This window comes from Hydrogenophaga sp. ANAO-22 (assembly GCF_042466645.1).
GTDB lineage: Bacteria > Pseudomonadota > Gammaproteobacteria > Burkholderiales > Burkholderiaceae_C > Hydrogenophaga.
This window is the reverse complement of record NZ_CP159956.1, coordinates 5,746,620-5,771,359: the sequence shown is the minus strand read 5'-3', so window position 1 is coordinate 5,771,359 and position 24,740 is coordinate 5,746,620. Positions and strand designations below refer to the sequence as shown.

Here is a 24,740-nt window from a genome sequence, read left to right as displayed (position 1 = left end):
CACGACGCCACCACCCCAGCCGAAGAAGCAGTTCCGCCCTCTGGGTCAAATGCCTCGCCGACATGTTTGCCTCCCGGGGCCTGGACGCGCCGCGCCTGCTGGCCGGCGCGCGCATCGACGACGCCCTGCTGCAGGACCCGGACGGGCGGGTCGAGGTCGATGACATCACCCGCCTGTGGGAACTGGCCGTCGCCTGGTCGGGCAACCCGGCCCTGGGCATGGACCGCGAGCTGCCGGCGCGGCATGTCAACTTCGACATGGTGGGTTACGTGATGCTGGCCAGCCCCACCCTCAAGGCCGGGCTGATCAACCTCTCGCGCTACTACGCCGTGATCTCGGACGCGATCACGCTCGACCTCGAACCCGACGGCAGCAACCACTGGATGGTGCTGGGCCTCATCGGCAACACCCGGCCGCTGCCACGCCAGCGGCTCGAATACAGCCTGCTGACGGTGGCCACGCTGTGCCGCTGGATCACGCGGCGCGACGTGCAGCCCCAGGCCGTGGAGTTCGTCGACCCCGAGCCGGCGGATGCCCGGCCCTATGTGGCGGCGTTCGGCTGCCCGGTGCGCTTCGGCCAGCCGCGCAACCGGCTGCTGCTGACCAACCGGGACCTGGAGATGCCGCTGCTCTCCAGCGACCCGGTGCTGTTCGACATGCACCAGCGCGTGATCGAGTCGCGCCTGGTGCGGCTGGGCCATGCCAGCACCGGCCAGCGCGTGACCGAAGAAATCATCCACCGCCTGCACCTGGGCGAGCCGCGCCGCGAAGACATCGCCAGCAGCCTGGCCATGGCCGACCGCACCCTGCAGCGCCGCCTGCGCGAGGAAGACACCAACTTCCAGCAGCTGCTGGACGACGCCCGGCGCGACCTGGCGCAGAAGTACCTGGCCGAAGACCGCTACACCCTGGGCCAGGTGGCCGACTTGCTGGGTTTTGCCGACCAGAGCAACTTCTTCCGCGCCAACAAGCGCTGGTTCGGCGTGTCGCCGGGGCAGTACCGCGCCCGCCTGGCCGAGAGCGAGCCGCTGGCCGCGTCGCTGAACGCGTCGGATTGACCCTGCGCCCCGCCATGTCGGCCCCGATGCGGACAATGGCGGACATGAACCGACCCGTCGACATGGCCGCCCAACTGGACCTGGGCCTGGCCTGGCACAACCGCTTCGCCAGCCTGGGCGAGGCCTTCTACACCTTCAGAGCCCCCACGCCCCTGCCCTCGCCCCACTGGGTGGGCACCAGCCCGGCGGTGGCCGATCTGCTGGGCCTGGACCGGGCCTGGCTGTCCTCGCCCGCCGCGCTCGATGCCTTCACCGGCAACCTGCCCATCGCCGGCACGCAACCGCTGGCCAGCGTGTACAGCGGCCACCAGTTCGGCCACTGGGCCGGCCAGCTGGGCGATGGCCGCGCCATCCTGCTCGGCGAGGCGGACACGCCTTCGGGCCCGCAGGAGGTGCAGCTCAAGGGCGCCGGCCTCACGCCGTATTCGCGCATGGGCGACGGCCGCGCGGTGCTGCGCAGCTCCATCCGCGAATTCCTCTGCAGCGAGGCCATGCACGCCCTGGGCATTCCCACCAGCCGCGCGCTGTGCGTCACGGGCTCGCCCGCGCCGGTGCGCCGCGAAGAGATCGAAACCGCCGCCGTGGTCACGCGCGTGGCTCCCAGCTTCATCCGCTTCGGCCATTTCGAGCACTTTTCGCACCACGGGCTGCACGACGAGTTGCGCCAGCTGGCCGACTTCGTGATCGACCGCTTCTACCCGGCCTGCCGTGAAGCACCGGGCAACCCCTACGCAGCCCTGCTGGAGGCCGTGAGCGCGCGCACCGCCGAGATGGTGGCGCAGTGGCAGGCGGTGGGTTTCTGCCACGGGGTGATGAACACCGACAACATGAGCATCCTGGGCCTGACGATCGACTACGGGCCGTTCCAGTTTCTCGACGCCTTCAACCCCGGCCACATCTGCAACCACTCGGACACCGGCGGGCGCTACGCCTACAACCGCCAGCCCAACATCGCCTACTGGAACCTGTTTGCCCTGGGCCAGGCGTTGCTGCCGCTGATGGACGACCAGCAGCAGGCGTTGGACGCGCTGGAGCCCTACAAGGCGCTGATGCCGGCCGCGCTGCAGCGCCGCATGAACGCCAAGCTGGGCCTGGGCCGCACGGAAGACGGCGACGCCGAGCTCACCGAGTCGCTGATGAAGCTCATGGCCGCCGATGCGGTGGACTTCACCATCTTCTGGCGCCGCCTGATCCACGCCGTGGCCGGGCCGCTCGACCCGGTGCGCGACCTGTTCCTGCAGCGCGAGGCCTTTGACGCCTGGGCCGTTCGCTGGCGCGAGCGCCTGCAGGCCGAACCCGGTTTCGATGCCACCACCACGCAGGCCCGCATGCTGCGCACCAACCCGCAGGTGGTGCTGCGCAACCACCTGGGCGAAATCGCCATCCAGCGCGCCAAGCAAGGTGACTTCAGCGAGCTCGCCCGGTTGCAAAACGCGCTCGAGCACCCATTTGAAGCCCTTGCCGGCCAGGAAGACCTGGCCGCCTTCCCGCCCGAGTGGGCCCAACAAATCGAAATCAGCTGCTCGTCCTAGGAGACCTCCCGATGAACTTCCCCGTTCAGAAAACCGAAGCCGAGTGGCGCGAAGTGCTGGCCGCCAAAGGTGCCGAGCCGCGCGCCTTCGACGTGACCCGCCATGCCCACACCGAGCGCCCGTTCACCGGCAAGTTCGAGCAGGTCTGGGCCGATGGCAGCTACCACTGCATCTGCTGCGGCAACAAGCTGTTCGACGCCGACACCAAGTTCGACGCCGGCTGCGGCTGGCCCAGCTTCTCGCTGGCCGTGCCGGGTGCCATCACCGAAATCACCGACCGCAGCCACGGCATGGTGCGCGTGGAAACCGTGTGCAGCCAGTGCGGCGCGCACCTGGGCCACGTGTTCGAGGACGGCCCCGCCCCCACCGGCCTGCGCTACTGCATGAACTCCGCTTCGCTGGAACACCAACCCAAGAAGGACAACACGCCATGAAAGCCCAGAACGTTCTCGAAACCATCGGCCGTACCCCGCACATCCGCGTGCAGCGCCTGTTCGGCGACGCGAGCCAGCAGGTGTGGATCAAGTCCGAGCGCAGCAACCCGGGCGGCTCCATCAAGGACCGCATCGCCCTGTCCATGGTGGAAGACGCCGAGCGCTCGGGCGCGCTGCAGCCGGGCGGCACCATCGTCGAACCCACCTCGGGCAACACCGGCATCGGCCTGGCCATGGTGGCCGCCGTCAAGGGCTACAAGCTGATCCTGGTGATGCCCGACAGCATGTCGGTCGAGCGCCGCCGCCTGATGCTGGCCTACGGCGCCACCTTCGACCTGACCCCGCGTGAGAAGGGCATGAAGGGCTCGATCGCGCGCGCCGAGGAAATCGTGGCCGCCACCCCCGGTGCGTGGATGCCGCAGCAGTTCAACAACCCGGCCAACGTGGACGTGCACGTGCGCACCACCGCCGAGGAGATCGCGGCCGACTTCCCCGACGGCATCGACGTGCTCATCACCGGCGTGGGCACGGGCGGCCACATCACCGGCGTGGCGCGCGTGCTCAAGGCGCGCTGGCCCCAGCTCAAGGTGTTCGCGGTGGAGCCGGCGGCCTCGCCCGTCATCTCCGGCGGCAACCCCTCGCCCCACCCCATCCAGGGCATCGGCGCGGGCTTCATCCCCAACAACCTCGACACCAGCCTGCTCGACGGCGTGATCCAGGTCGATGCGGAGCCGGCGCGCGAGATGGCGCGGCGCAGCGCGCGCGAAGAAGGCCTCCTGGTCGGCATCTCCTCGGGTGCCACGCTGGCGGCCATCGCGCAGAAGCTGCCCGAGCTGCCGGCCAAGGCCGTGGTGCTCGGCTTCAACTACGACACCGGCGAACGGTATCTCTCGATCGAAGGCTTCCTCCCGGCATGAAAAACCTCTCCGACATCCGCCTGTCCATGCTCGACCTGGTGGCCGTGCGCGAAGGCGGCACCGTGGCCGACGCGCTGGCGGTGGCCCTGCGCACCGCCCAGCACGCCGAGTCGCTCGGTTTCACGCGCTACTGGCTGGCCGAGCACCACAACATGAGCGGCATCGCCAGCTCGGCCACGGCCGTGCTGATCGGCCACATCGCGGGCGGCACGAAGCGCATGCGCATCGGTTCGGGTGGCGTCATGCTGCCCAACCACGCGCCGCTGGTGGTGGCCGAAGCCTTCGGCACCCTGGCCGAGCTTTACCCCGGCCGCATCGACCTCGGCCTGGGCCGTGCGCCCGGCACCGACCCGCACACCATGCGCGCGCTGCGGCGCGACCGCGTGGAGACCGAGGCCGATTTCCCGCGCGACGTGGCCGAGCTGCAGCACCTGCTGGGCCCGGCCTCGCCCGGCCAGCGCCTGATCGCCAACCCCGGCGCGGGCACGAACGTGCCGATCTGGCTGCTGGGTTCGAGCCTGTTCTCCGCGCAACTGGCGGCCGAGCGCGGCCTGCCTTATGCCTTTGCCTCGCACTTCGCGCCGCGCCTGCTGCTGCAGGCGCTGGACGTGTACCGCACGCACTTCCAGCCCTCGGCCACGCTGGCCGAGCCCTACGCCGTCGTGGGCGTGCCGCTGGTGGCCGCGCCCACCGACGAAGAGGCCGAGTACCTCGCGAGCAGCACCTACCAGCGCGTGCTGGGCATCCTCACCGGCAAGCGCGGCCAGCTGCCGCCACCGGTGAAGGGCTTCATGCAAGGCCTGCACGCGCAGGAACAGGCGGCGATCGCCGATTTCCTGGCCGCCGCCGTGATCGGCGGGCCCGAGACCGTGCGCGCGGGCCTGCAGTCGCTGGCCCAGGTGACCCAGGCCGACGAGTTCATGATCGTGAGCGACCTGTTCGACCCCGCGCTGCGCCTGCGCTCGCTGAGCATCGCTGCCGAGGCGATGTCGATGCAGCAGTCGGTCGCGGACCCCGCCTGACCAGAGCGCCCGCGGAACCGGCTTTGCCGGGCCGCTGGGTGCGCCCCCTTGAGGGGGAGACGCCGAAGGCGGCGCAGGGATGCTTCTCTACACCCCGCCGCGCACCATCTGCATCACCTGGGCGGCGTCCAGCGACGCCGCCTTCTGCTGGATCTGCGGCAGGTACTGCGCCTGCATCTGCTTGGCCGGGCCCAGCAGGTCCTGGAAGCTCTGCTTGAGCAGCTCGGTGCTCATCACACGCCCGCCCGCGTAGTAGCGCCGGGCCACCTGGCCCAGCGCGTAGGTGGTGGCGAACGAAAACGCCATGCCGGTGGCCGCGCCGCCCAGGCGGCCCACGGTGCGCCCGGCGGCCTTGCCGAGCAGGCCACCGAGCAGCTTGCGGCCGAACTGCTCCAGGTACTGCGAGGTCAGGCCCACGCCCACCGCCGCGATGAACTCGCGGATGTGGCCCTGGTCCAGCTCCACGCCGTGCGCCTTGCCGATGGCGTAGACCATCTTCACCTGCAACGGGATGATGGCCATCGAGGCCCAGGACTGCGGCAGCAGCTCCAGCGCGCCGTTGAGCAGCGCGTAGTTCAGGATGGACCTGTCCAGATCCACGCCCTGCGCCACGCTGGCCGCCACCACCGGGGGCGCCACGGGCACGGCGACCGGCACCGCCTTCTCCGCCGCGTCCAGGACGGCGTCCGCCTCGCGCTCGAAGGCGGCGGCCTCGCTCGCGTCCAGCTTCAGGCGGGCCTTGAGATCGTTCAGGAAAGCCGCCTCGGCCGGGCTTTGCCGTCCGTCGGCGTCGCACACACAGACCGCCATTTCGTAGGCGAGCTGCCGTTGCCCGGCGTCCGGCAGGCCGGCCACCGCATCGGCCAGCGACACGCGCTTGAGCAGCACGTCCTGGTACAGGCGCACCAGCACGGTGCCACCCGATTCGTGCGGCAGCGATTCGGCCATGCGCCGGATCGCTTCGCGCTCGGCGTCGGCCTTGTTGCCGTCGGCGAACGCGGCCAGCAAGGCGATGGAGAGGATGGACTGCTGTTCCTGTGGGGTCATGCGCGCGAGGCTCCTGGAGAAAGGGTGAATCGGGACCGGGGACACGATAGAGAGCCTCTGCCGGGCCGCAAGTTCCGCTCGGCCGCCGCGCCCAAAGCCCCGCTTAAGGATGCGTCATATCCAAGCCCGATAATCGCCGCATGCGTTTTCTCATCGATTTTTTCCCCATCGGGCTTTTCGTCGTGGCCTACAAGATGGCCGACATCTACACCGCCACCGGTGTGCTGATGGCCGCCACCCTGGTCCAGACCGCCCTCATCTACGCGATCGACCGCAAGCTGCAGACCCTGCACAAGGTCACGCTGGTGTTGGTGCTGGTGTTCGGTGCGCTCACGCTGTTCCTGCAGGACGAGCGCTTCATCAAATGGAAGCCCACCGTGTTGTACGCGAGCATGGCCATCGTGCTGGCCGCGGCCCTGTGGATCTGGAAGAAGAATTTCCTGCAGATCCTGCTGGGCAGCCAGCTCAACCTGCCCACGAACGTGTGGGCCCGGCTCACCGTGGCCTGGGTCGGCTACTTCCTGTTCATGGCCGGCATCAACGCCTACGTAGCGGCCTATTACTCGACCGAAGACTGGGTGAACTTCAAGCTCTGGGGCTATGTGTTCCCGGTGGTCTTCATCGTCGGCCAGGGCCTGTACATCGCGCGTTACCTCAAGGACGACGACGCCGTGGAGAAGAAGCCATGAGCACCCGCCCGGCCGCTCCGAAGGGGGCTCGCACCGCAGCCCGCAGGGCGGAGGTACTCCAATGAGCGACACCGCCGTGGTCCCCACCGCCGCCGCGATCGAGGCGCGCCTGCGCGAAGCCCTCACCCCCACCCTGCTCGAAGTGCTGGACGAAAGCGCGGCCCACGCCGGCCATGCGGGCGCCAATGGCCTGGGCTATGGCACGCATTTCCGCGTGCGCATCGGCGGGCCCGCGTTCGTCGGCCGCACGCGGGTGGCGCAGCACCGCCTTGTGTATGATGCGCTGCAAAAATTCACCGAGGCGGGGCTGCATGCCCTGGCCATCGAAATCAAGGCCTGAAGGCCGACCACACCCCATTCAGCCGCTACGTTCTGATACCTGATTGCTGAAACCCTGCCCCTGGCGGCGGCTCCAACCCCCTTTTATCCCGAGGAACACCATGAAATTCTCCCTGACGGCCCTCACCGCGGCTGCCCTCATCACGGCAGCGCCCTGGGCCCTGGCCCAGAACGTGGCCATCGTCAACGGCAAGCCCGTGCCCACGGCGCGCCTGACGGTGCTGGAGCAGCAGATCGCCGCCTCGGGCCGCCCGGTGGACGACAACGTGCGCGCCCAGCTCAAGGAAGAAGTGGTGCTGCGCGAAGTCTTCATGCAGGAAGCGCAGAAGCGCGGCATCGCCGCCACCGAGGAATACAAGAACCAGATGGAACTGGCGCGCCAGACCATCATGATCCGTGCCCTCTTCACCGACTACCAGAAGAAGAACCCGGTGACCGACGCCGACGTCAAGGCCGAGTACGACAAGTTCGTGGCGGCCAACGGCGGCAAGGAATACCGCGCGCGCCACATCCTGGTGGAGAAGGAAGACGAAGCCAAGGCCATCATCGCCAGCCTCAAGAAGGGTGGCAAGTTCGAAGAGATCGCCAAGAAGCAGTCGAAGGACCCGGGATCCGGCGCCAACGGGGGTGACCTGGACTGGGCGGCCGCGGCCAGCTATGTGCCGGAATTCTCCGAAGCCATGGTCAAGCTCGAAAAGGGCCAGCTGACGCAGGAGCCGGTGAAGACGCAGTTCGGCTGGCACATCATCCGTGTGGACGACGTGCGCACCGCCGAGCTGCCCAAGCTGGAAGACATCAAGCCGCAGATCGAGCAGCAGATGCAGCAGCAGAAGCTGGCCGAGTTCCAGAAGACGCTGCGCGAAAAGGCCAAGATCCAGTAAAGCGTTTCGCCTCTTACACAAAAAAGCGCGGCCGGTCCGCGCTTTTTTTGTGCCCGGCGCTCGTCCCGCTCAGCGCATCTGGGCGGCGACCCAGACCAGGCCCAGCAGCGCCGGCTGGTGCAGCAGGTAATAAGACAGGCTCCAGCGCCCCAGCGTCACCAGGCCCCTTCGCACACCGGTGGCCGCCGCGTCGGCCGTGCCCAGCAAGTGCGGCCGGTGCCGCAGGGCCCACTGGCCGGCCGCCATGCCCCACCACATCACGCCCAGCCAGGGCGCCAGCGGCACATAGTCTTCGGTGATGGGCTTGCGGTTGATCAGGCCGAGCCAGTTGAGGGCCGGGCTGTTGAGCACGTCCAGCGCCGGCCAGGTGGCGATGGCGTGTGGCGCGGCGAACTTGAGCGCGATGACCAGCGCGCCCAGCCACCACAGACAGGCGCCCCACCCCGCCGTGAGCCGCACGATGATCAGCATGGCCGCGATGCCGTGCAGCACGCCGAAGTAGATGAAGCTGTTCGGGAACATGGCCACCGAGCCCGCCGTGACCAGCAGCGCCGCCCCGGCCACCTGCAGCCAGCGCCGCCAGAAGCGCACCCAGGTTTGCCCCTGGTGCAGGGCCACGGCCTGGGACAGGCCGGCGGTGAACAGGAACAGGCTGACGATGGCCGTTCTCTGCCCGGTCCAGACCGGGTCGCGGTAGAAGTCTTCGTTGATGAAGCCGAAGAAGTCGAGGTCAAAGCAGAAATGGAACGCGGTCATCCACAGCATGGCCGCCGCGCGCAGCAGGTCGATGCGGTCCAGGCGCTGTGCCACGGCGGTGCTTTCAGGCGGCGGCTGCGCGGTGGATGTCCAGCAGCATCTCGGCCAGGGCCTGCGGTTCGCTGACCATCGGGTCGTGCCCGGTGGCCAACTCCAGCACCTGCCAGCCGGGTTCGCGGCGCACGCGCTCGCGCGCGGGAGCGATGGTGGCCAGCGCGGGCGAGGTGCAGTCGATGAAGGTGCGGGGCACGGCATTCACGAGCGCGGCATCGAAATCCAGCGGCTGCGGGTAGAGCCGGTAAGGCTGGGGGGTCTGACGGCGGTTCACCCAGTCGCGGTCGGCGCCCTCCAGCCCGAACAGCTTGGCGTCGGGCGGCGGGAAGCTCAGGCCGCCACTGGGTTTCGCGGCATCGGCGCGGGCCTGTTTGGTTTCGGCCGAATGGTGGCTGCTCCAGCTGTCGCCGGGATACGGCACGGCCGCGTCGAGGTAGACCAGGTGCGCCAGGCAGCCGGGGCGCTCGCGCTGCAGGCGGTCGGCCACGCCGGTGACCACCACGCCCGCGTAGCTGTGGCCCACCAGCACGATGCGCTGCAGCTCTTCGGCCTCGACCAGGCCGAACACGTCCTGGATGTGGGTGTGCAGGTCCACGGCCGGGCTGAGCAGGTGGGCGCGCTCGCCCACGCCGGTGAGGGTGACGGCGTGCGCCTCCACGCCCGCGCCGCGCAGCAGTGGCAGCACGCGGCGCCAGCACCAGGCGCCGTGCCAGGCCCCGTGGACCAGCACGACAGCGGTTTTTGAGGGGTTGGGACTTGGGGTCATGGGCGTTCTCCGGGACAATATCGGGCTGTTTTTCCTGGCCCGATTCTGCCCGCTCCACGACCGACCGCCATGCTGCCCCACCAGATTGAACTGCTTTCCCCCGCCCGCGACGCCGAGATCGGCATCGAGGCGGTGAACCACGGCGCCGATGCGATCTACATCGGCGGGCCCTCGTTCGGCGCGCGCACCAGCGCCGACAACCGCGTGCAGGACATCGCGCGCGTGGCCAGGCACGCGCACCGCTTCGGCAGCCGCGTCTACGTGACCATGAACACCATCCTGCGCGACGACGAGCTGGAGGGCGCGCGCAAGCTCGCCTGGCAGCTGTACGACGCGGGCGTGGACGCGCTGATCGTGCAGGACATGGGCCTGCTGGAGATCGACCTGCCCCCGATCCAGCTGCACGCGAGCACGCAGACCGACATCCGCACGCCCGAGAAGGCGCGTTTCCTGCAGGACGCGGGCCTGTCCAAGCTGGTGCTGGCGCGCGAGCTCACGCTGCCGCAGATCGCCGCGATCCGCGACGTGCTCGACGCCGAGCGCTGCCAGATCGAGTTCTTCATCCACGGCGCGCTGTGTGTGGCCTACAGCGGCCAGTGCTACGTGAGCCATGCCCACACCGGGCGCAGCGCCAACCGGGGCGACTGCTCGCAGGCCTGCCGCCTGCCCTACGAGGTGAAGGACAGCCAGGGCCGCATCGTCGCGCACGACAAGCACGTGCTCTCGATGAAGGACAACAACCAGAGCGACAACCTGCGCGAGCTCATCGACGTGGGCGCGCGCAGCTTCAAGATCGAAGGCCGCTACAAGGACATGGGCTACGTCAAGAACATCACGGCGCACTACCGCCGCCTGTTCGATCAGATCCTGGACGAGCGGCCCGAGCTGGGCCGGGCCTCCAGCGGCCGCTGCAGCTTCGGCTTCACACCCGACCCCGGCCAGAACTTCAACCGCGAGTTCACCGACTACTTCGTGCAGGGCCGCCAGGAGGACATCGGCGCCTTCGACACGCCCAAGAACCCGGGCCGGCCCATCGGCTGGGTGAGCAAGGTCGGGCCCAACTTCGTCGAGATCGAAACCGACGACCCGGCCACCGTGGTGCACAACGGCGACGGCCTGTGTTACCTCGACCTGCACAAGGAGCTGGTGGGCCTGCAGATCAACCGCGCCGAACCCACGGGCACGCCGGGCCAGTGGCGCGTGTTCCCCAAGGACGCGATCGAGGGCCTGCGCCACCTCAAGCGCGGCACGGTGGTCAACCGCAACCGCGACATGGACTGGGTGCGCACGCTGGAGAAAAAGTCGGCCGACCGCCGCATCGGCGTCTGGCTGCGGCTGGACGAGACGCCCGAGGGCCTGACGCTGACCGCGACCGACGAGGACGGCCACTGCGCCGCTGCCACCCTGCCCGGCGCGCTGGAGCCGGCCAAGGACGCCGCCCAGGCCGAGGCCCGGCTGCGCGAAGGGCTCTCTCGCCTGGGTGAGACGGTGTTCGAGCCGATCGACGTGTCGCTGCAGCTCTCGCAACCCTGGTTCGTGCCGGCCTCGCTGCTCAACCCGCTGCGGCGCGACGCCATCGCCGCGCTGGAAGCCGCGCGCGCCTCGGCCTGGCAGCGCCTGCCCCGCGCCATCCCGGTGGAGCCACCGGTGAGCTACCCGGAAGACACCCTGACCTATCTGGCCAACGTGTTCAACCACAAGGCGCGCGACTTCTACGCGAAGCACGGCGTGAAGGTGATCGCCGCGGCCTACGAGAGCCACGAGGAAGAAGGTGAAGTGAGCCTGATGATCACCAAACACTGCGTGCGCTTCTCGCTCAGCCTGTGCCCCAAGCAGGCCAAGGGCGTCACCGGTGTGCAGGGCACGATCCGCGCCGAGCCCATGAGCATCACGCACGGCAACGAGAAACTCACGCTGCGCTTCGACTGCAAGCCCTGCGAGATGCACGTGGTCGGGCGCATCAAGCCCGCCGTGATGCAGGCCGTGCCGGCCAGTCCGCTGAAGTTCTACCGCACGCGGCCTGCCACGACCGCCTGAGGCACTCAGGCGGTCTTCGCGCCGCCGCGCAGGCGCTTGCCCAGGCTCACCAGGGCCAGCACCACCCCACCGGCGACCAGGCCCGCGAGCGCGCCCGCCAGGCTGGAAGCGAGCGAGCCGATCCAGCCCAGCGTGGCGGCGAAGGCCTCGATGCCATGGCCCAGCGCTGGGATGCCATGCACCAGGATGCCACCGCCGACCAGGAACATGGCGGCGGTGCCGACCACCGACAGCGTTTTCATCAGCCAGGGCGCAGCCGCGAGGATGCCGCGGCCCAGGGACTGTTTCCACGCCGCGGCCTGCTGGTTGAGGTGCAGGCCCAGGTCGTCGAGCTTGACGATGCCCGCCACCAGGCCGTAGACGCCGATGGTCATGATCAGCGAGATGCCCACCAGCACGGCGATGCGCTGGCCCATGCCGACGGCGGCCACCGTGCCCAGGGTGATCACGATGATCTCGGCCGACAGGATGAAGTCGGTGCGCACCGCGCCCTTGATCTTCTGCTGCTCGAACGCCACCAGATCGACGCTTTCGTTGGCCGCGGCCTCCACCAGCGCTTCGCGGTGCGCCGCGTCCTCGGCCTGGTGCGGGCCGAAGGCGTGCCAGAGCTTTTCCGCGCCTTCAAAGCACAGGAACAGGCCGCCGAGCATCAGCAGCGGCGTGATGGCCCAGGGGGCGATCACGCTGATGACCAGCGCGCTGGGCACCAGGATGGCCTTGTTGAGGAGCGAGCCCTTGGCCACCGCCCAGACCACGGGCAGTTCGCGGTCGGCCTTCACGCCGGTGACCTGCTGGGCGTTGAGCGCGAGGTCGTCGCCCAGCACGCCGGCGGTCTTCTTGGCCGCCAGCTGGGTCATGGCGGCCACGTCGTCCGCCACGGCCGCGCTCTTGCGCGCCGCCACCTTGGTCATCAGGGCCACATCGTCGAGGATGGTGGCGATGTCGTCGATCAGCGCGAGCAGGCTGGTTCCGGCCATGGGGTGGCCCTTTCAGGAGTGGGTGGGGCCGGCGGCGGGCCAGACGGAGGGGAACAGGGGATCGTCGAGCTCGGCGCCATCGGCCATGCGCTCGGCCAGACCGGGAAACGGCGGCGAGGTGCGCCAGGGCCGGGGCGCATGGCGCGCGTCTTCGCCCAGGTAGCGGGCGGAGAACACGCGCCGGCGCTGCCCCGGGCCCACACCGCTGGAGGCGTGCAGCGCGAGCATGTGGAAGGCCACGCAGTCGCCGGGCTCGAGTGCCCAGGCCAGTTGGCGGAAACGGTCGGGCTCGGCGTCGATGGCCGGCAGTTCGGCCAGCGTGCCTTCGGGGAACCAGCGGGCCTGCTGGTCGCGGAAGGTGCGCGGCATGTACCAGGTGCCGGCGTGCGAACCGGCCACGAAACGCAGCGTGCTGGCCAGCGGCACCGGGTCCACGGGAATCCAGAAGCTCACGTTCTGGCGGCCACTGACGTTGTAGTACGGCTGGTCCTGGTGCCAGGGCGTGGGCTGGCGCGTGCCGGGCTCCTTGACCAGCAAATGGTCGTGGTAGATCCGGGCCGTGCGGCTGTGCATGAGCTGGGTGGCGATGTGCGGCAGGGCCGAATCGCGCAGGATGCGCTGGTACGACGGGTTGTCCTGCCAGGTGCAGAAGTCCTCGACGAAACGGCCCGGGTCGTCGGGTTCGCTCGCCACCAGCGCCAGCGGGCTCAGATGCGCCAGGTTGTGCTCGATGCCGCGTTCGAGCAGGGCCAGTTCGTCCGCGTTGAACACCCCGCGCAGCACCACGGCGCCGTCGGTGGCGAAATCGGTGGCGGTGCCCTCAGGCAGAAAGAGTTCTCGGGCCATGTGTCATCTCCCCTTGGCGGGTTTCTCCCGCTTGCGCCAGTAGGTGAAAGCGTCCTCGTGCACTTCGATGTCGAGCTCCGCCACGCGCGCCTGCAGGCGTTCCTGCACATCGGCCACGGCCTGGTTGTAGACCGCGGGCGCGATCTCCTCCAGGAAAAAGCCCAGCAGGCCACCGGCGGCGATGTTGCCGATGCGCTCGTCCATGTTCGCGTCGAAGTAACGCTGGATCGAGGCGATCGCCTCGTCGCGGGTGGTTTTGGGCAGTTCGATGGCCATGGGTGCGTCCGGTCAGCCGACCCACTTGCGCGCGTTGCGCCACAGGCGCATCCAGGCGCTGAAAGCGGCCGGGTCCTGGTCGGTCCAGCTCATCTGGATGTTGCGGAACACGCGCTCGGGGTGCGGCATCATGGCCGTGAAGCGGCCGTCGGCCGTGGTCACCGCCGTCAGGCCGCCCGGGCTGCCGTTGGGGTTGAACGGGTAGGCCTCGGTGGCCGCGCCGCCGTGGTCGGTGAAGCGCATCGCCGCGATGGCCTTGCTGGCGTCGCCCCGGTGGTGGAAGTTGGCGTAACCCTCGCCATGCGCCACCGCGATGGGCAGGCGGCTGCCGGCCATGCCCTGCAGGAACAGGCTGGGCGAGTCCAGCACTTCCACCAGGGACAGGCGCGCCTCGAAGCGCTCGCTCTGGTTGGTGGTGAAGCGCGGCCAGGCCTCGGCACCGGGAATGATGTCGGCCAGCTCGGCGAACATCTGGCAGCCATTGCACACGCCCAGGCCGAAGGTGTCGTCGCGGCCGAAGAAGGCCTGGAACTGCTCGGACAGACCGGGGTTGAAGGTGATGCTGCGCGCCCAGCCGATGCCCGCGCCCAGCGTGTCGCCGTAGCTGAAGCCGCCGCAGGCCACCACGCCCTTGAAGTCGGCCAGCTTCGCACGGCCGGTCTGCAGGTCGGTCATGTGCACGTCGAAGGCCTCGAACCCGGCCTGGGTGAAGGCGTAGGCCATCTCCACGTGCGAGTTCACGCCCTGCTCGCGCAGGATGGCGACCTTGGGCCGGGCCAGGTTGAGGTACGGTGCGGCCACGTTGTCGGTGGCGTCGAACGTCAGCTTCGTGTGAAGGCCGGCGTCGTCGGGCCGGCCGGCGGCCGCGTGTTCGGCGTCGGCGCCCGCCGGGTTGTCGCGTTGCTGGTTGATCTTCCAGCTCACGCTGTCCCAGACCTGTTGCAGGTCGAACAGGCTCGCCGAGAACACGGCCTTGGTGTCGCGCCAGACCTGCAGCTGGCCCTTGCCGGCGTCCATGGTGGACGAGGCCGGGCGGGTTTTGCCGACGAAGTGGCTGTGTTTGGACAGGCCGTGCTCGCGCAGGGTCTGCATCACCGCGTTGCGGTCTTCGGTGCGCACCTGCAGCAGCACGCCCAGCTCTTCGCTGAACAAGGCCTTGAGCGTGAGTTCCTCGCGTCGCGCGCTGACCTGGCCGGCCCAGTTCTTGGCGTCGCCCATCTCGGCGCGGCTGTCGCTGATGCCGTCGCCTTCGGTCACGAGCAGGTCCACGTTGAGCGCCACGCCCACGTGGCCGGCGAAGGCCATTTCGGCGGCGGCGGCCAGCAGGCCCCCGTCGCTGCGGTCGTGGTAGGCCAGGATCTGGCCCTGGGCCCGCAGCGCGTTCACCGCGTTGACCAGGCTCACCAGGTCCTGGGCGTCGTCCAGGTCGGGCACCTCGCCCCCGCCCTGCCCCAGCACCTGGGCCAGCACGCTGCCGCCCATGCGGTGGCGGCCCTTGCCGAGGTCGATCAGCACCAGCGTGGTGTCTTCGAGCGCATTGTTGAGTTGCGGCGTGAGCGTGCCGCGCACGTCGGCCAGCGTGGCGAAGGCGCTCACGATCAGGCTGACCGGCGAAGTCACTTTCTTCGTCTCGCCGCCTTCGCTCCATTGGGTGCGCATGGACAGGCTGTCCTTGCCCACCGGGATGGAAATGCCCAGCGCCGGGCAGAGTTCCAGGCCCACGGCCTTGACGGTCTCGTACAGCGCCGCGTCTTCGCCCGGTTCGCCGCAGGCGGCCATCCAGTTGGCGGAGAGCTTCACGCGCGGCAGCTCGATGGGCGCGGCCAGCAGGTTGGTGATGGCCTCGGCCACCGCCATGCGGCCCGACGCGGCGGCGTCGAGCGCGGCCAGCGGCGTGCGCTCGCCCATGCTCATGGCCTCGCCGGCGAAGCCCTTGTAGTCGGCCAGCGTCACGGCGCAGTCCGCCACCGGCACCTGCCAGGGGCCGACCATCTGGTCGCGGTGCGACAGGCCGCCCACGGTGCGGTCGCCGATGGTGATGAGGAAGCGCTTGGAGGCCACGGTCGGGTGGCTGAGCACGTCGATCACGGCCTGCTGCAGGTTCACGCCGGTGAGCGCCAGCGGGGCCACCTGACGCGCCACGCTTTTCACGTCGCGGTGCATCTTGGGCGGTTTGCCCAGCAGCACGTTCATCGGCATGTCAACGGGACTCTGTTGACCCTCATCGGCCAGCACCAGCTGGCGCTCTTCGGTGGCCACGCCGATCACGGCGAACGGGCAGCGCTCGCGCTCGCAGAAGGCCTGGAACGTGGCCAGCGACTCGGGGGCGATCGCCAGCACGTAGCGCTCCTGGCTCTCGTTGCACCAGATTTCCTTGGGCGCCAGGCCGCTTTCTTCCAGCGGCACGGCGCGCAGGTCGAAGCGCGCGCCGCGGCCGGCGTCGTTGGTGAGTTCGGGGAAGGCGTTGGAGAGGCCGCCCGCGCCCACGTCGTGGATCGCCAGGATGGGATTGTTCTCGCCCTGCTGCCAGCAGTGGTTGATGACCTCCTGCGCGCGGCGCTCGATTTCGGGGTTGCCGCGCTGCACGGAGTCGAAGTCCAGCGAGGCGGCGTTGGTGCCCGTGGCCATGGAACTGGCCGCGCTGCCGCCCATGCCGATCTTCATGCCCGGGCCGCCGAGCTGGATGAGCAGGGAGCCGGCCGGGAATTCGATCTTCTTCGTCTGGATGGCGTCGATCACGCCGACACCGCCGGCGATCATGATGGGCTTGTGGTAGCCGCGCTGCACGCCGTCCACCGCCAGTTCGTACTCCCGGAAATAGCCCAGCAGGTTGGGCCGGCCGAACTCGTTGTTGAAGGCCGCGCCGCCCAGGGGGCCCTCGGTCATGATCTGCAGCGGGCTGGCGATGTGCTCGGGCTTGCCGCCCGGCTGGTCGGAGAGGCCGCCCCAGAGCTTGCCGACGGTGAAGCCGGTCAGGCCGGCCTTGGGCTTGGAACCCCGGCCGGTGGCGCCCTCGTCGCGGATTTCGCCGCCCGCGCCGGTGGAGGCGCCCGGGAACGGGGAAATGGCGGTCGGGTGGTTGTGGGTCTCCACCTTCATCAGCACGTGGTGCGTGGCGGTTTCGGCGGCGTAGGCCGGCGAGGCGTCGCCGCCGGCGCGGGCCACGAAGCGCTCGACCACGCTGCCTTCCATGATGGAGGCGTTGTCCGAGTAGGCCACCACGGTGTGCTGCGGCGCCTGCTGGTGGGTGTGGCGAATCATGCCGAACAGGCTCTTGTCCTGCGCCACGCCGTCGATGGTGAACTGCGCGTTGAAGATCTTGTGGCGGCAGTGCTCGCTGTTGGCCTGCGCGAACATCATCAGCTCGACGTCGGTCGGGTTGCGCTTGAGGCCGTTGAAGGCGTTGACGAGGTAGTCGATCTCGTCGTCGGCCAGGGCCAAGCCCCAGTCGGCGTTGGCGCGCTCCAATGCGGTGCGACCACCGCCGAGCACGTCGACCTGCTCCATGGGCGCGGGGTGCAGCTCGGTGAACAGCGCCTGGGCTTGGCTGCGATCGAGCGAGACGTTTTCCGTCATGCGGTCGTGCAGCAGGTCGGCCACGGCGCGCAGCTGCTCTTCGGACAGGCTGGCCTTCTTGCCCAGCAGGCCGGACTTGAGGCCAACCCGGTACTCGACCAGGCGCTCGACCCGGTGCAGGCTCAGCCCGCAGTTGTGGGCGATGTCGGTCGCCTTGGAGGCCCAGGGCGAGACCGTCCCCAGGCGTGGCATCACCAGCAGGGCTGGCGCGCCGGCCGTTTCCAGCTGGGCGTGCGCCGGGGTGCCCGGTTCGCCGTAGGTCAGCAGCTCGCCCACGCGCTGGAGCGTGGCCGCGTCGGGCTCGCCGTCGAAGCTCGCCAGGTGCACGAAGCGGGCCGAAAGGCCGTTGATCTTGTCGGAAATGCCCGCGAGGCGGGGCAGGAGCTGCTGGACTTTGAAGTCGCTGACGGCGTTGCCGCCTTCAAAAAAGCGCAGGTGCAGGGACACGTTGGGAGCCTGAGGTGCGTTGACCCGCCGGCGGCAGGTGGAAAACCCGGAATTTTACCCGGCCGCCCCCATGGCCTTGCCTTGCCGGGGGCCCTCCAGACGGGGTCAGATGGGATAATCGCGCCCCATGAGCATCACCTACAAAGACGAAGCCGGCATCGCGGGCATGCGCACGGCCTGCCGCCTGGCGTCCGAAGTGCTGGACTACCTCACACCGCTGATCCAGCCGGGCATCACCACGCTGGAAATCGACCGCCTGGCGGCCGAGTACATGAAGCAGCAGGGCACCGTCTCGGCCACCATCGGCTACCAGCCCAGCGGCTACCCGCCGTACCCGGGCCACCTGTGCACGTCCATCAACCACGTGGTCTGCCACGGCATCCCGAACGAAAAACCGCTCAAGAAGGGTGACATCCTCAACGTCGACGTGACGGTGATCAAGGACGGCTGGTTCGGCGACAACAGCCGCATGTTCCTGATCGGCGGCGAGGCCGCGTGCTCGGTGCAGGCGCGCCGGCTCTGCCAGGTGACCTACGAGGCGATGTGGAAGGGCATCGTGATGGTTCGCCCCGGCATCCGCCTGGGCGACATCGGCCACGCGATCCAGACCTTTGCCGAGGGCAACGGTTTCTCGGTGGTGCGCGAGTTCTGCGGCCACGGCATCGGCCAGCGCTTCCACGAAGACCCGCAGGTGCTGCACTACGGCCGCCCCGGCACGCTGGACGAGCTCAAGCCCGGCATGACCTTCACCATCGAGCCCATGATCAACGCCGGCAAGCGCGACATCAAGGAAATGGGCGACGGCTGGACCATCGTCACGCGCGACCGCTCGCTCTCGGCCCAGTGGGAACACACCGTGCTGGTCACCGAGACCGGCTACGAGGTGCTCACCCTGTCGGCCGGCAGCCTGCCCGCGCCCGCCTTCGTGACACCGGCGCCCGCCCTTGCCTGAGGCCATGGCGCCCGCGCCGGTGCCCGCCGCGCCCGACCTCGGCACCCTGCGGCAGCAATACCGCACGGACAAGGCCGCCCTGCTCGACCAGCTGGGCGTGCAGGGCTCGTCCACCCGGGGCGTGCGCAAGGCGCTGCAGCAACTCTCCCGCCTGACCGACCAGACCCTGCGCGAGCTGTGGTCCCTGGCGGGCTTCGGGCCCGGTTTCTCGCTCATCGCCGTGGGCGGTTTCGGGCGCGGCGAGCTGTTTCCCCATTCCGACGTGGACGTGCTGGTGCTGCTGCCCGACGGCAGCCGGCCCGACGACGACGCCGCGCTCAAGGCCCGCCTCGAAGGCTTCATCGGCGCCTGCTGGGACCTGGGCCTGGAGATCGGCTCCAGCGTGCGCACCATCGCCGACTGCGTGGACGAGGCGGCGAAAGACGTGACGGTGCAGACCTCGCTGCTCGAATGCCGGCTCATCGCGGGCAGCAAGAACGCCTTTTCCACCCTGGTGAACCAGCTGGCCGAGGCCATGGACCCCAAGGCCTTCTTCGTGGCCAAGACGCTGGAAATGCGCCAGCGCCACACCAAGTTCGAGAACACGCCCTACTCCCTGGAGCCCAACTGCAAGGAGTCGCCCGGTGGCCTGCGCGACCTGCAGATCATCCTGTGGGTGGCCAAAGCCGCCGGCCTGGGCCGCAGTTGGGACGAACTGGCCCGCAAGGGCCTGGCCACGCCCCTGGAGGCGCGGCAGATCAAGGCCAACGAGGCCCTGCTCAGCCTGATCCGCGCGCGCCTGCACCTGCTGGCCCACCGCCGCGAAGACCGGCTGGTGTTCGACCTGCAGAACGCCGTGGCCGAGTCCTTCGGCTTCAAGGCCCAGGTGCCCGCCGGCATGGCCAGCAGCGCCAAGGGCACGCGCCGCGCCAGCGAGGCGCTGATGAAGCGCTACTACTGGGCGGCCAAGGCCGTGACCCAGTTGAACCAGATCCTGCTGCTCAACATCCAGGAGCGGCTGCAGAGCGACGTGGCCGGCGTGGACCGCCTGCGCCCGCTCAACGAACGCTTCTTCGACAAGGGCGGCATGCTCGAGGTGGCGAGCGACAACCTGTACGTGCAGCAGCCGCACGCCATCCTGGAAACCTTCCACCTCTACCAGACCACCGTGGGCATCAAGGGCCTGTCGGCGCGCACCCTGCGCGCGCTGTACAACGCCCGCCCGGTGATGAACGCGCGCTTTCGCGCCGACCCGGTCAACCGCGCGCAGTTCCTGCAGATCCTGAAGGAGCCCGAGGGCATCACGCACGCCATGCGGCTGATGAACCAGACCTCCGTGCTCGGGCGCTACCTCTGGGTGTTCCGCCACATCGTGGGGCAGATGCAGCACGACCTGTTCCACGTCTACACGGTGGACCAGCACATCCTGATGGTGTTGCGCAACGTGCGCCGCTTCTTCATCGCCGAGCACTCGCACGAGTACCCGTTCTGCTCGCAGCTCGCGGCCGGCTGGGACAAGCCCTGGATCCTCTACATCGCGGCGCTGTTCCACGACATCGCCAAGGGCCGGGGCGGCGACCACTCCGACCTGGGCGCGCGCGACGTGCGCACCTTCTGCCACCAGCACGGCATCGACCGCGAAGACACGAAGCTGATCCAGTACCTGGTGGCCGAGCACCTCACCATGAGCCGCATGGCGCAGAAGGAGGACCTGAGCGACCCCGACGTGATCGCCGCCTTCGCCAGGCGCGTGGGCAACGAGCGTTACCTCACGGCGCTGTACCTGCTCACCGTGGCCGACATCCGGGGCACCAGCCCCAAGGTGTGGAACGCCTGGAAGGGCAAGCTGCTGGAAGACCTGTACCGCTACACCTTGCGCGCGCTGGGTGGCCGGGCGCCCGACCCCGGGGCGGTGATCGAAGGCCGCAAGCGCGAGGCGCTGTCCATGCTGGCCCTGCACGCCCTGCCCCACCAGGCGCACAAGGCGCTGTGGGACACGCTGGACGTGAGCTACTTCATGCGCCACCAGGCCGACGAGATCGCCTGGCACACGCGCGTGCTCTCTCGCCAGATCGCGCAGGCGGCGGCCAAGCCCGCCGCCAAGCTCGAAGAAGGGGCCGAGGCGCCGATCGACAAGTGCATCGTGCGCGCGCGCATCTCGCCCGAGGGTGAGGGCCTGCAGGTGCTGGTGTACGCGCCCGACCAGCCCGATTTGTTCGTGCGCATCTGCGGTTATTTCGACAGCTCGCACTTCAGCATCCTGGACGCGCGCGTGCACACCACGCTGACCGGCCATGCGCTGGACACCTTCCAGGTGGTGGCACCGACGATGTCGGAGCACTACCGGGAGCTGATCGCGATGGTGGAGAACAACCTGGCGCAGACGATCGACGAACGCGGCCCCTTGCCCGCGCCGACCAAGGGCCGGCTTTCGCGGCGGGTGAAGAGCTTCCCCATCACGCCGCGGGTGGATCTGCGGCCGGACGAGAAGGCGCAGCGCTGGTTGCTGTCGGTTTCGGCGAGCGACCGCGCTGGGCTGCTTTATGGCATCACGCGGGTTCTCGCGCGCTACGACATCAACGTGCAGCTCGCCAAGGTGACCACCCTGGGGGAACGGGTGGAAGATACCTTCCTGATCAGTGGCGCGCAGTTGCAGATGAACAAGCGGCAGATCGAGATCGAGACGGAGCTTCTGGAGACGCTTGAGGGCTGACTTGGTTGGCGGCCCGCGAGGGCGGGTGCCCTGCTCCGCGGGTGTCCCCCGGCGGCTGGTGCCGCCTCCTCCTTTACCCCGCTGCGCAGAACACCCACCCTCGCGGGCTCGGAAGCACTGTTGGCACGCCACCCACCGCCAGTCCACCCGTCGGCAGGATCAGGAGGAAGGCGGCAGGAGCAGCGCAGCGAAGTAAAGGAGGAGAGGCGGCGAAGCCGACTCGGGGGACATTCGCGGAGCTGCCCCTGCCGCCTTCCTCCTGATCTACCCAAACCCTTCAGGCGCGAAGGGTCCCCGTCTCCACAGGGTCATGCCCATCGGCCGCCGGCTTGCGCCGGAACAAGCCGGCGAACCACAGCGACACATCGTCCACGATGGTGAACACCGCCGGAATCACCAACAGGCTCAGGAAGGTCGAGGTGATCAGGCCGCCGATCACCGCCACCGCCATCGGTGAACGGAAGCTGCCATCGGCCGCGCCCCAGCCAATCGCGATCGGCAACATGCCCGCGCCCATGGCAATGGTCGTCATCACGATCGGCCGGGCCCGCTTGTGGCAGGCGTCCAGGATCGCGTCGAGCCGGCTCAACCCGTGCTCGCGCCGCGCCTCGATGGCGTACTCCACCAGCAGGATCGAGTTCTTCGTCGCCACCCCCATCAGCATGATCAGACCGATCAGCGACGGCATGGAGAAGCTCTTGTTCGCCAGCAGCAGCGCCACGAAAGCCCCGCCCAGCGACAACGGCAGCGCCGCCAGGATGGTCACCGGGTGCAGGAACGCCTTGAACAGCAGCACCAGCACGATGTAGATGCACAACACGCCGGTCAGCATCGCCAGGCCGAAGCTGGCGAACAGCTCGCCCTGCACTTCCGCGTCGCCGATCTCCAGCACCGACACGCCCGGTGGCAGGTTGCGCAGGCTGGGCAGCTTTTCCACCGCCATCTTCATGTCGCCCAGCGCGATGCCCGCGAGCTCCACCTCGAAGTTGATGTTGCGCGCGCGGTCGTAGCGGTCGATCACCGCCGGCCCGCCGCCGAAGTCGAGCTGGGCCACCTGCCCCAGCATCACCGGGCCCTTGCTGCCCGGCACCGCGAGGCGGTTGAGCACCTCGAGGTCGTGCCGCGCGCCCACGTCCAGCTTGACCACGATGGGGATCTGCCGCTCGGGCAGGTTCATCTTGGGCAAGGCGTTGTCGTAGTCGCCCACGGTGGCGATGCGCAGCGTCTCGGCGATGGCCGAGCTCGTGACGCCGAGTTCGGCGGCGCGCGCGAGATCGGGCGTGACGATGATTTCCGTGCGCACCAGCGCGGCGGTGGACTGGATGCTGCCCACCCCCTGGATGGTGCGCAGGTCGCGCTCGATGGCGCGCGCCGCGGTGCTCAGCGCATGGGCATCGCTGCCGGTGAGCGTGAGGATGTATTTCTCGCCCGAGCCGCCCAGGCCCACCTTGCTGCGCACGCCCGGCAGGTTCGACATCGCCTCGCGCAGCTGGTTTTCAATGCCCTGCTTGCGCGGCCGTTCGCCGCGCGGGTCGAGCTGGATGGTCAGCGCGGCCTTGCGCGACTCGGCCGCGCCCTGCGGCGCGAACGGGTCGGTGCCGGCCGTGCCCGAACCGATGGTGGTGTAGACCGAGCGCACGTGCGGCACCGCCGCCACCAGCACCCGCGCGCGCTCGGCCGTGGAGATGGTCTGTTCCAGCGTCGCGCCGGGCGACAGCTCCAGGAACACCTGGGTCTGCGAGTTGTCGTCGGGCGGGATGAAGCCCTGCGGCAGCAGCGGGATCAGCAACAGCGAACCGACGAAGAACAGGCCCGCGCCGATGCTGGTGATCCAGCGGTGGCGGATGCACCAGCGCGCCCAGTTCTGGTAGGTGTTGAGCCAGCCGGGCTCCTCCTGGTTGTTGACCCAGCGCCAGGCCGCGGCGGTGACGGGGTTGGACGCCGCCCAGCGCGGCATCTCTCGGGACACGAAGGGCTTGAGGATGTAGGCCGCCATCATCGGCGTGAGCGCGCGCGCCACCACCAGCGAGGCGAACACCGCGAGCGCGGCGGTCCAGCCGAACTGCTTGAAGAACTTGCCCGGAATGCCGGCCATGAAGGCCGTGGGCAGGAACACCGCGATCAGGGTGAAGGTGGTGGCGATCACCGCCAGACCGATCTCGTCGGCCGCCTCCATCGCGGCCTGGTACGGTGACTTGCCCATGCGCATGTGGCGCACGATGTTCTCCACCTCCACGATGGCGTCGTCCACCAGGATGCCGATCACCAGCGAGAGCGCCAGCAGCGTCACCACGTTGATGGTGAAGCCCATGTAGTACATGCCGATGAAAGCCGGGATGGCCGACAGCGGCAGGGCCACGGCCGAGACGATGGTGGCGCGGATGTCGCGCAGGAAGAGCCACACCACCAGCACGGCGAGCAAGGCGCCCTCGTAGAGCAGCGTCATGGAGGCGTCGAACTCTTCTTTCACCGGCGTCACGAAGTCGAACGATTCGGTGATCCGCAGGTCCGGCCGCGCCGTCTGCAGGTCCTTGAGGCGCGCGCGCACCCCGTCGCCCACCTCGATCTCGCTCGCGCCCCGGCTGCGCGCGACCTCGAAGCCCACCACCGGCTTGCCATCGAGGAAGGCGGCGGCGGTCGGTTCGGCCACGGTGTCGCGCACCTCGGCGATCTGGTCCAGGCGGATGCGGCGGCCATCGCTGAGCGCGATTTCCATCTTCGACAGCGCCTCGGCCGAGGCCAGTTGCGACAAGGTGCGCAGCGGCTGCTGGCTGCCGCCCAGGTCCACCCGGCCGCCCGCGCTCTCGATCTGCACACGCGCCAGCTGGCGCGACACGTCGGTGGCGGTGGTGCCCAGCGACTGCAGCTTGAGCGGGTCGAGCAGCACCTGCACCTCGCGGTCCACGCCGCCGACGCGGCTGACGGCGCCCACGCCGGTCACCGACAACAGCTGCTTGGACACGTCGTTGTCGACGAACCAGGACAGGGCCTCGGCGTCCATCTTGTCGGAGGACACCGTGTAGGCCAGCACCGCGCCACCGGCCAGTTCCACCTTGTTGACGATGGGGTCGCGCAGGTCGGTGGGCAGCTCGCTGCGCACCTTGGCCACCGCCGAGCGCACGTCGTCCAGCGCTTCCTGGGTGTTCTTCTCGATGCGGAACTCCACCGTCAGCGAGACCGTGCCGTCCTGCACCTTGGTGTAGATGTGCTTGAGGCCCTGCAGCGAGGCCAGGCTGTTCTCGATGATGCGGGCGACGTCGTTTTCGAGCTGGTTGGGCGAGGCGCCCGGCAGCGCCGCCACCACGGTGATGGTGGGCAGATCCAGGTCGGGGAAGTTCTGCACCTTCATCTGCTTGAAGGAGAACAGGCCCGCCAGCGTGAGCATGACGAACAGCATCGCCGCCGGGATGGGGTTCTTGATGGACCAGGCGGAGACGTTCAT

The 24,740-nt window shown here is 69.0% G+C and carries 19 protein-coding genes; 11 read left to right on the top strand and 8 right to left on the bottom strand.

Features of this window, described 5'->3' with window-relative positions; all coding sequences use genetic code 11:
* Window positions 1-62 precede the first annotated feature (62 nt).
* Genes ABSY19_RS28050 through ABSY19_RS28030 form a run of 5 tightly spaced genes read left to right on the top strand, consistent with a single transcriptional unit; the run spans window position 63 to window position 4,963 of the window.
* Entirely contained in the window at window positions 63-1,058 is a 996-nt protein-coding gene (locus ABSY19_RS28050; RefSeq protein WP_382157782.1) for an AraC family transcriptional regulator, read from the top strand.
* Between the two features lie 44 nt (window positions 1,059-1,102).
* The gene (locus tag ABSY19_RS28045; RefSeq protein ID WP_382157780.1) at window positions 1,103-2,590 is read left to right on the top strand and encodes a YdiU family protein; all 1,488 of its coding nucleotides are present in this window, start codon (window positions 1,103-1,105) and stop codon (window positions 2,588-2,590) included.
* Between the two features lie 11 nt (window positions 2,591-2,601).
* On the top strand, window positions 2,602-3,024 hold the full coding sequence (gene msrB, locus ABSY19_RS28040; RefSeq protein WP_382157778.1) for a peptide-methionine (R)-S-oxide reductase MsrB: 423 nt from the start codon (window positions 2,602-2,604) through the stop codon (window positions 3,022-3,024).
* Window positions 3,021-3,941, top strand: a complete 921-nt coding sequence (cysK, locus tag ABSY19_RS28035; protein WP_382157776.1) for a cysteine synthase A — start codon at window positions 3,021-3,023, stop codon at window positions 3,939-3,941. The genes msrB and cysK overlap by 4 nt, the downstream gene beginning before the upstream one ends.
* Entirely contained in the window at window positions 3,938-4,963 is a 1,026-nt protein-coding gene (locus ABSY19_RS28030) for an LLM class flavin-dependent oxidoreductase (RefSeq protein ID WP_382157775.1), read from the top strand. Before cysK ends, ABSY19_RS28030 begins: the two co-directional genes overlap by 4 nt.
* Window positions 4,964-5,050: 87 nt before the next feature.
* Here ABSY19_RS28030 and ABSY19_RS28025 read toward each other — a convergent pair whose 3' ends face one another.
* Complete coding sequence (locus ABSY19_RS28025) at window positions 5,051-6,010, bottom strand: YcjF family protein (protein ID WP_382157773.1); 960 nt, start codon at window positions 6,008-6,010, stop codon at window positions 5,051-5,053.
* A gap of 140 nt (window positions 6,011-6,150) precedes the next feature.
* On the opposite strand from ABSY19_RS28025, the gene ABSY19_RS28020 reads away from it, so the two are divergent.
* The 3 genes from ABSY19_RS28020 to ABSY19_RS28010 all read left to right on the top strand — a co-directional run bounded on the left by ABSY19_RS28020 (window position 6,151) and on the right by ABSY19_RS28010 (window position 7,919).
* Window positions 6,151-6,699, top strand: coding sequence for a septation protein A (locus ABSY19_RS28020; RefSeq protein ID WP_382157771.1), 549 nt, complete (start codon window positions 6,151-6,153; stop codon window positions 6,697-6,699).
* A gap of 61 nt (window positions 6,700-6,760) precedes the next feature.
* The gene (locus tag ABSY19_RS28015) at window positions 6,761-7,039 is read left to right on the top strand and encodes a BolA family protein (RefSeq protein ID WP_382157769.1); all 279 of its coding nucleotides are present in this window, start codon (window positions 6,761-6,763) and stop codon (window positions 7,037-7,039) included.
* Window positions 7,040-7,139: 100 nt separating this feature from the next.
* Complete coding sequence (locus tag ABSY19_RS28010) at window positions 7,140-7,919, top strand: peptidylprolyl isomerase (protein WP_382157767.1); 780 nt, start codon at window positions 7,140-7,142, stop codon at window positions 7,917-7,919.
* 69 nt (window positions 7,920-7,988) lie between these two features.
* On the opposite strand, the gene ABSY19_RS28005 is transcribed toward ABSY19_RS28010, so the two are convergent.
* Together ABSY19_RS28005 and ABSY19_RS28000 are read right to left on the bottom strand one after the other, a co-directional pair.
* Window positions 7,989-8,684 (bottom strand): heparan-alpha-glucosaminide N-acetyltransferase, encoded by a 696-nt coding sequence (locus ABSY19_RS28005; protein WP_382163976.1) that lies wholly within the window; start codon window positions 8,682-8,684, stop codon window positions 7,989-7,991.
* A gap of 55 nt (window positions 8,685-8,739) precedes the next feature.
* Window positions 8,740-9,495 carry an alpha/beta fold hydrolase gene (locus tag ABSY19_RS28000; RefSeq protein ID WP_382157765.1) on the bottom strand — a complete coding sequence of 252 codons (756 nt, stop codon included), beginning with the start codon at window positions 9,493-9,495 and terminating at the stop codon, window positions 8,740-8,742.
* A gap of 69 nt (window positions 9,496-9,564) precedes the next feature.
* Here ABSY19_RS28000 and ABSY19_RS27995 point away from each other — a divergent pair, with 69 nt between their 5' ends.
* On the top strand, window positions 9,565-11,532 hold the full coding sequence (locus ABSY19_RS27995) for a U32 family peptidase (RefSeq protein ID WP_382157763.1): 1,968 nt from the start codon (window positions 9,565-9,567) through the stop codon (window positions 11,530-11,532).
* Between the two features lie 5 nt (window positions 11,533-11,537).
* Here the strand turns inward: ABSY19_RS27995 and ABSY19_RS27990 are convergent, their stop codons facing one another.
* The 4 genes from ABSY19_RS27990 to purL are packed head-to-tail and all read right to left on the bottom strand — an operon-like array spanning window position 11,538 to window position 17,654.
* A complete protein-coding gene (locus tag ABSY19_RS27990; protein WP_382157761.1) occupies window positions 11,538-12,509 on the bottom strand; it encodes a DUF808 domain-containing protein in 972 nt (323 codons plus the stop codon).
* A 12-nt stretch (window positions 12,510-12,521) separates the two neighbouring features.
* Complete coding sequence (locus ABSY19_RS27985) at window positions 12,522-13,355, bottom strand: phytanoyl-CoA dioxygenase family protein (protein WP_382157759.1); 834 nt, start codon at window positions 13,353-13,355, stop codon at window positions 12,522-12,524.
* Window positions 13,356-13,358: 3 nt separating this feature from the next.
* A complete protein-coding gene (locus ABSY19_RS27980) occupies window positions 13,359-13,631 on the bottom strand; it encodes a DUF2164 domain-containing protein (RefSeq protein ID WP_291114870.1) in 273 nt (90 codons plus the stop codon).
* A gap of 12 nt (window positions 13,632-13,643) precedes the next feature.
* Window positions 13,644-17,654 (bottom strand): phosphoribosylformylglycinamidine synthase, encoded by a 4,011-nt coding sequence (purL, locus tag ABSY19_RS27975; RefSeq protein ID WP_382157757.1) that lies wholly within the window; start codon window positions 17,652-17,654, stop codon window positions 13,644-13,646.
* Window positions 17,655-17,781: 127 nt separating this feature from the next.
* Here purL and map point away from each other — a divergent pair, with 127 nt between their 5' ends.
* Window positions 17,782-18,606, top strand: coding sequence for a type I methionyl aminopeptidase (map, locus tag ABSY19_RS27970; protein WP_382157755.1), 825 nt, complete (start codon window positions 17,782-17,784; stop codon window positions 18,604-18,606).
* A 4-nt stretch (window positions 18,607-18,610) separates the two neighbouring features.
* Window positions 18,611-21,298, top strand: coding sequence for a [protein-PII] uridylyltransferase (locus ABSY19_RS27965; RefSeq protein ID WP_382163974.1), 2,688 nt, complete (start codon window positions 18,611-18,613; stop codon window positions 21,296-21,298).
* Between the two features lie 277 nt (window positions 21,299-21,575).
* Here the strand turns inward: ABSY19_RS27965 and ABSY19_RS27960 are convergent, their stop codons facing one another.
* A complete protein-coding gene (locus tag ABSY19_RS27960; RefSeq protein WP_382157753.1) occupies window positions 21,576-24,740 on the bottom strand; it encodes an efflux RND transporter permease subunit in 3,165 nt (1,054 codons plus the stop codon).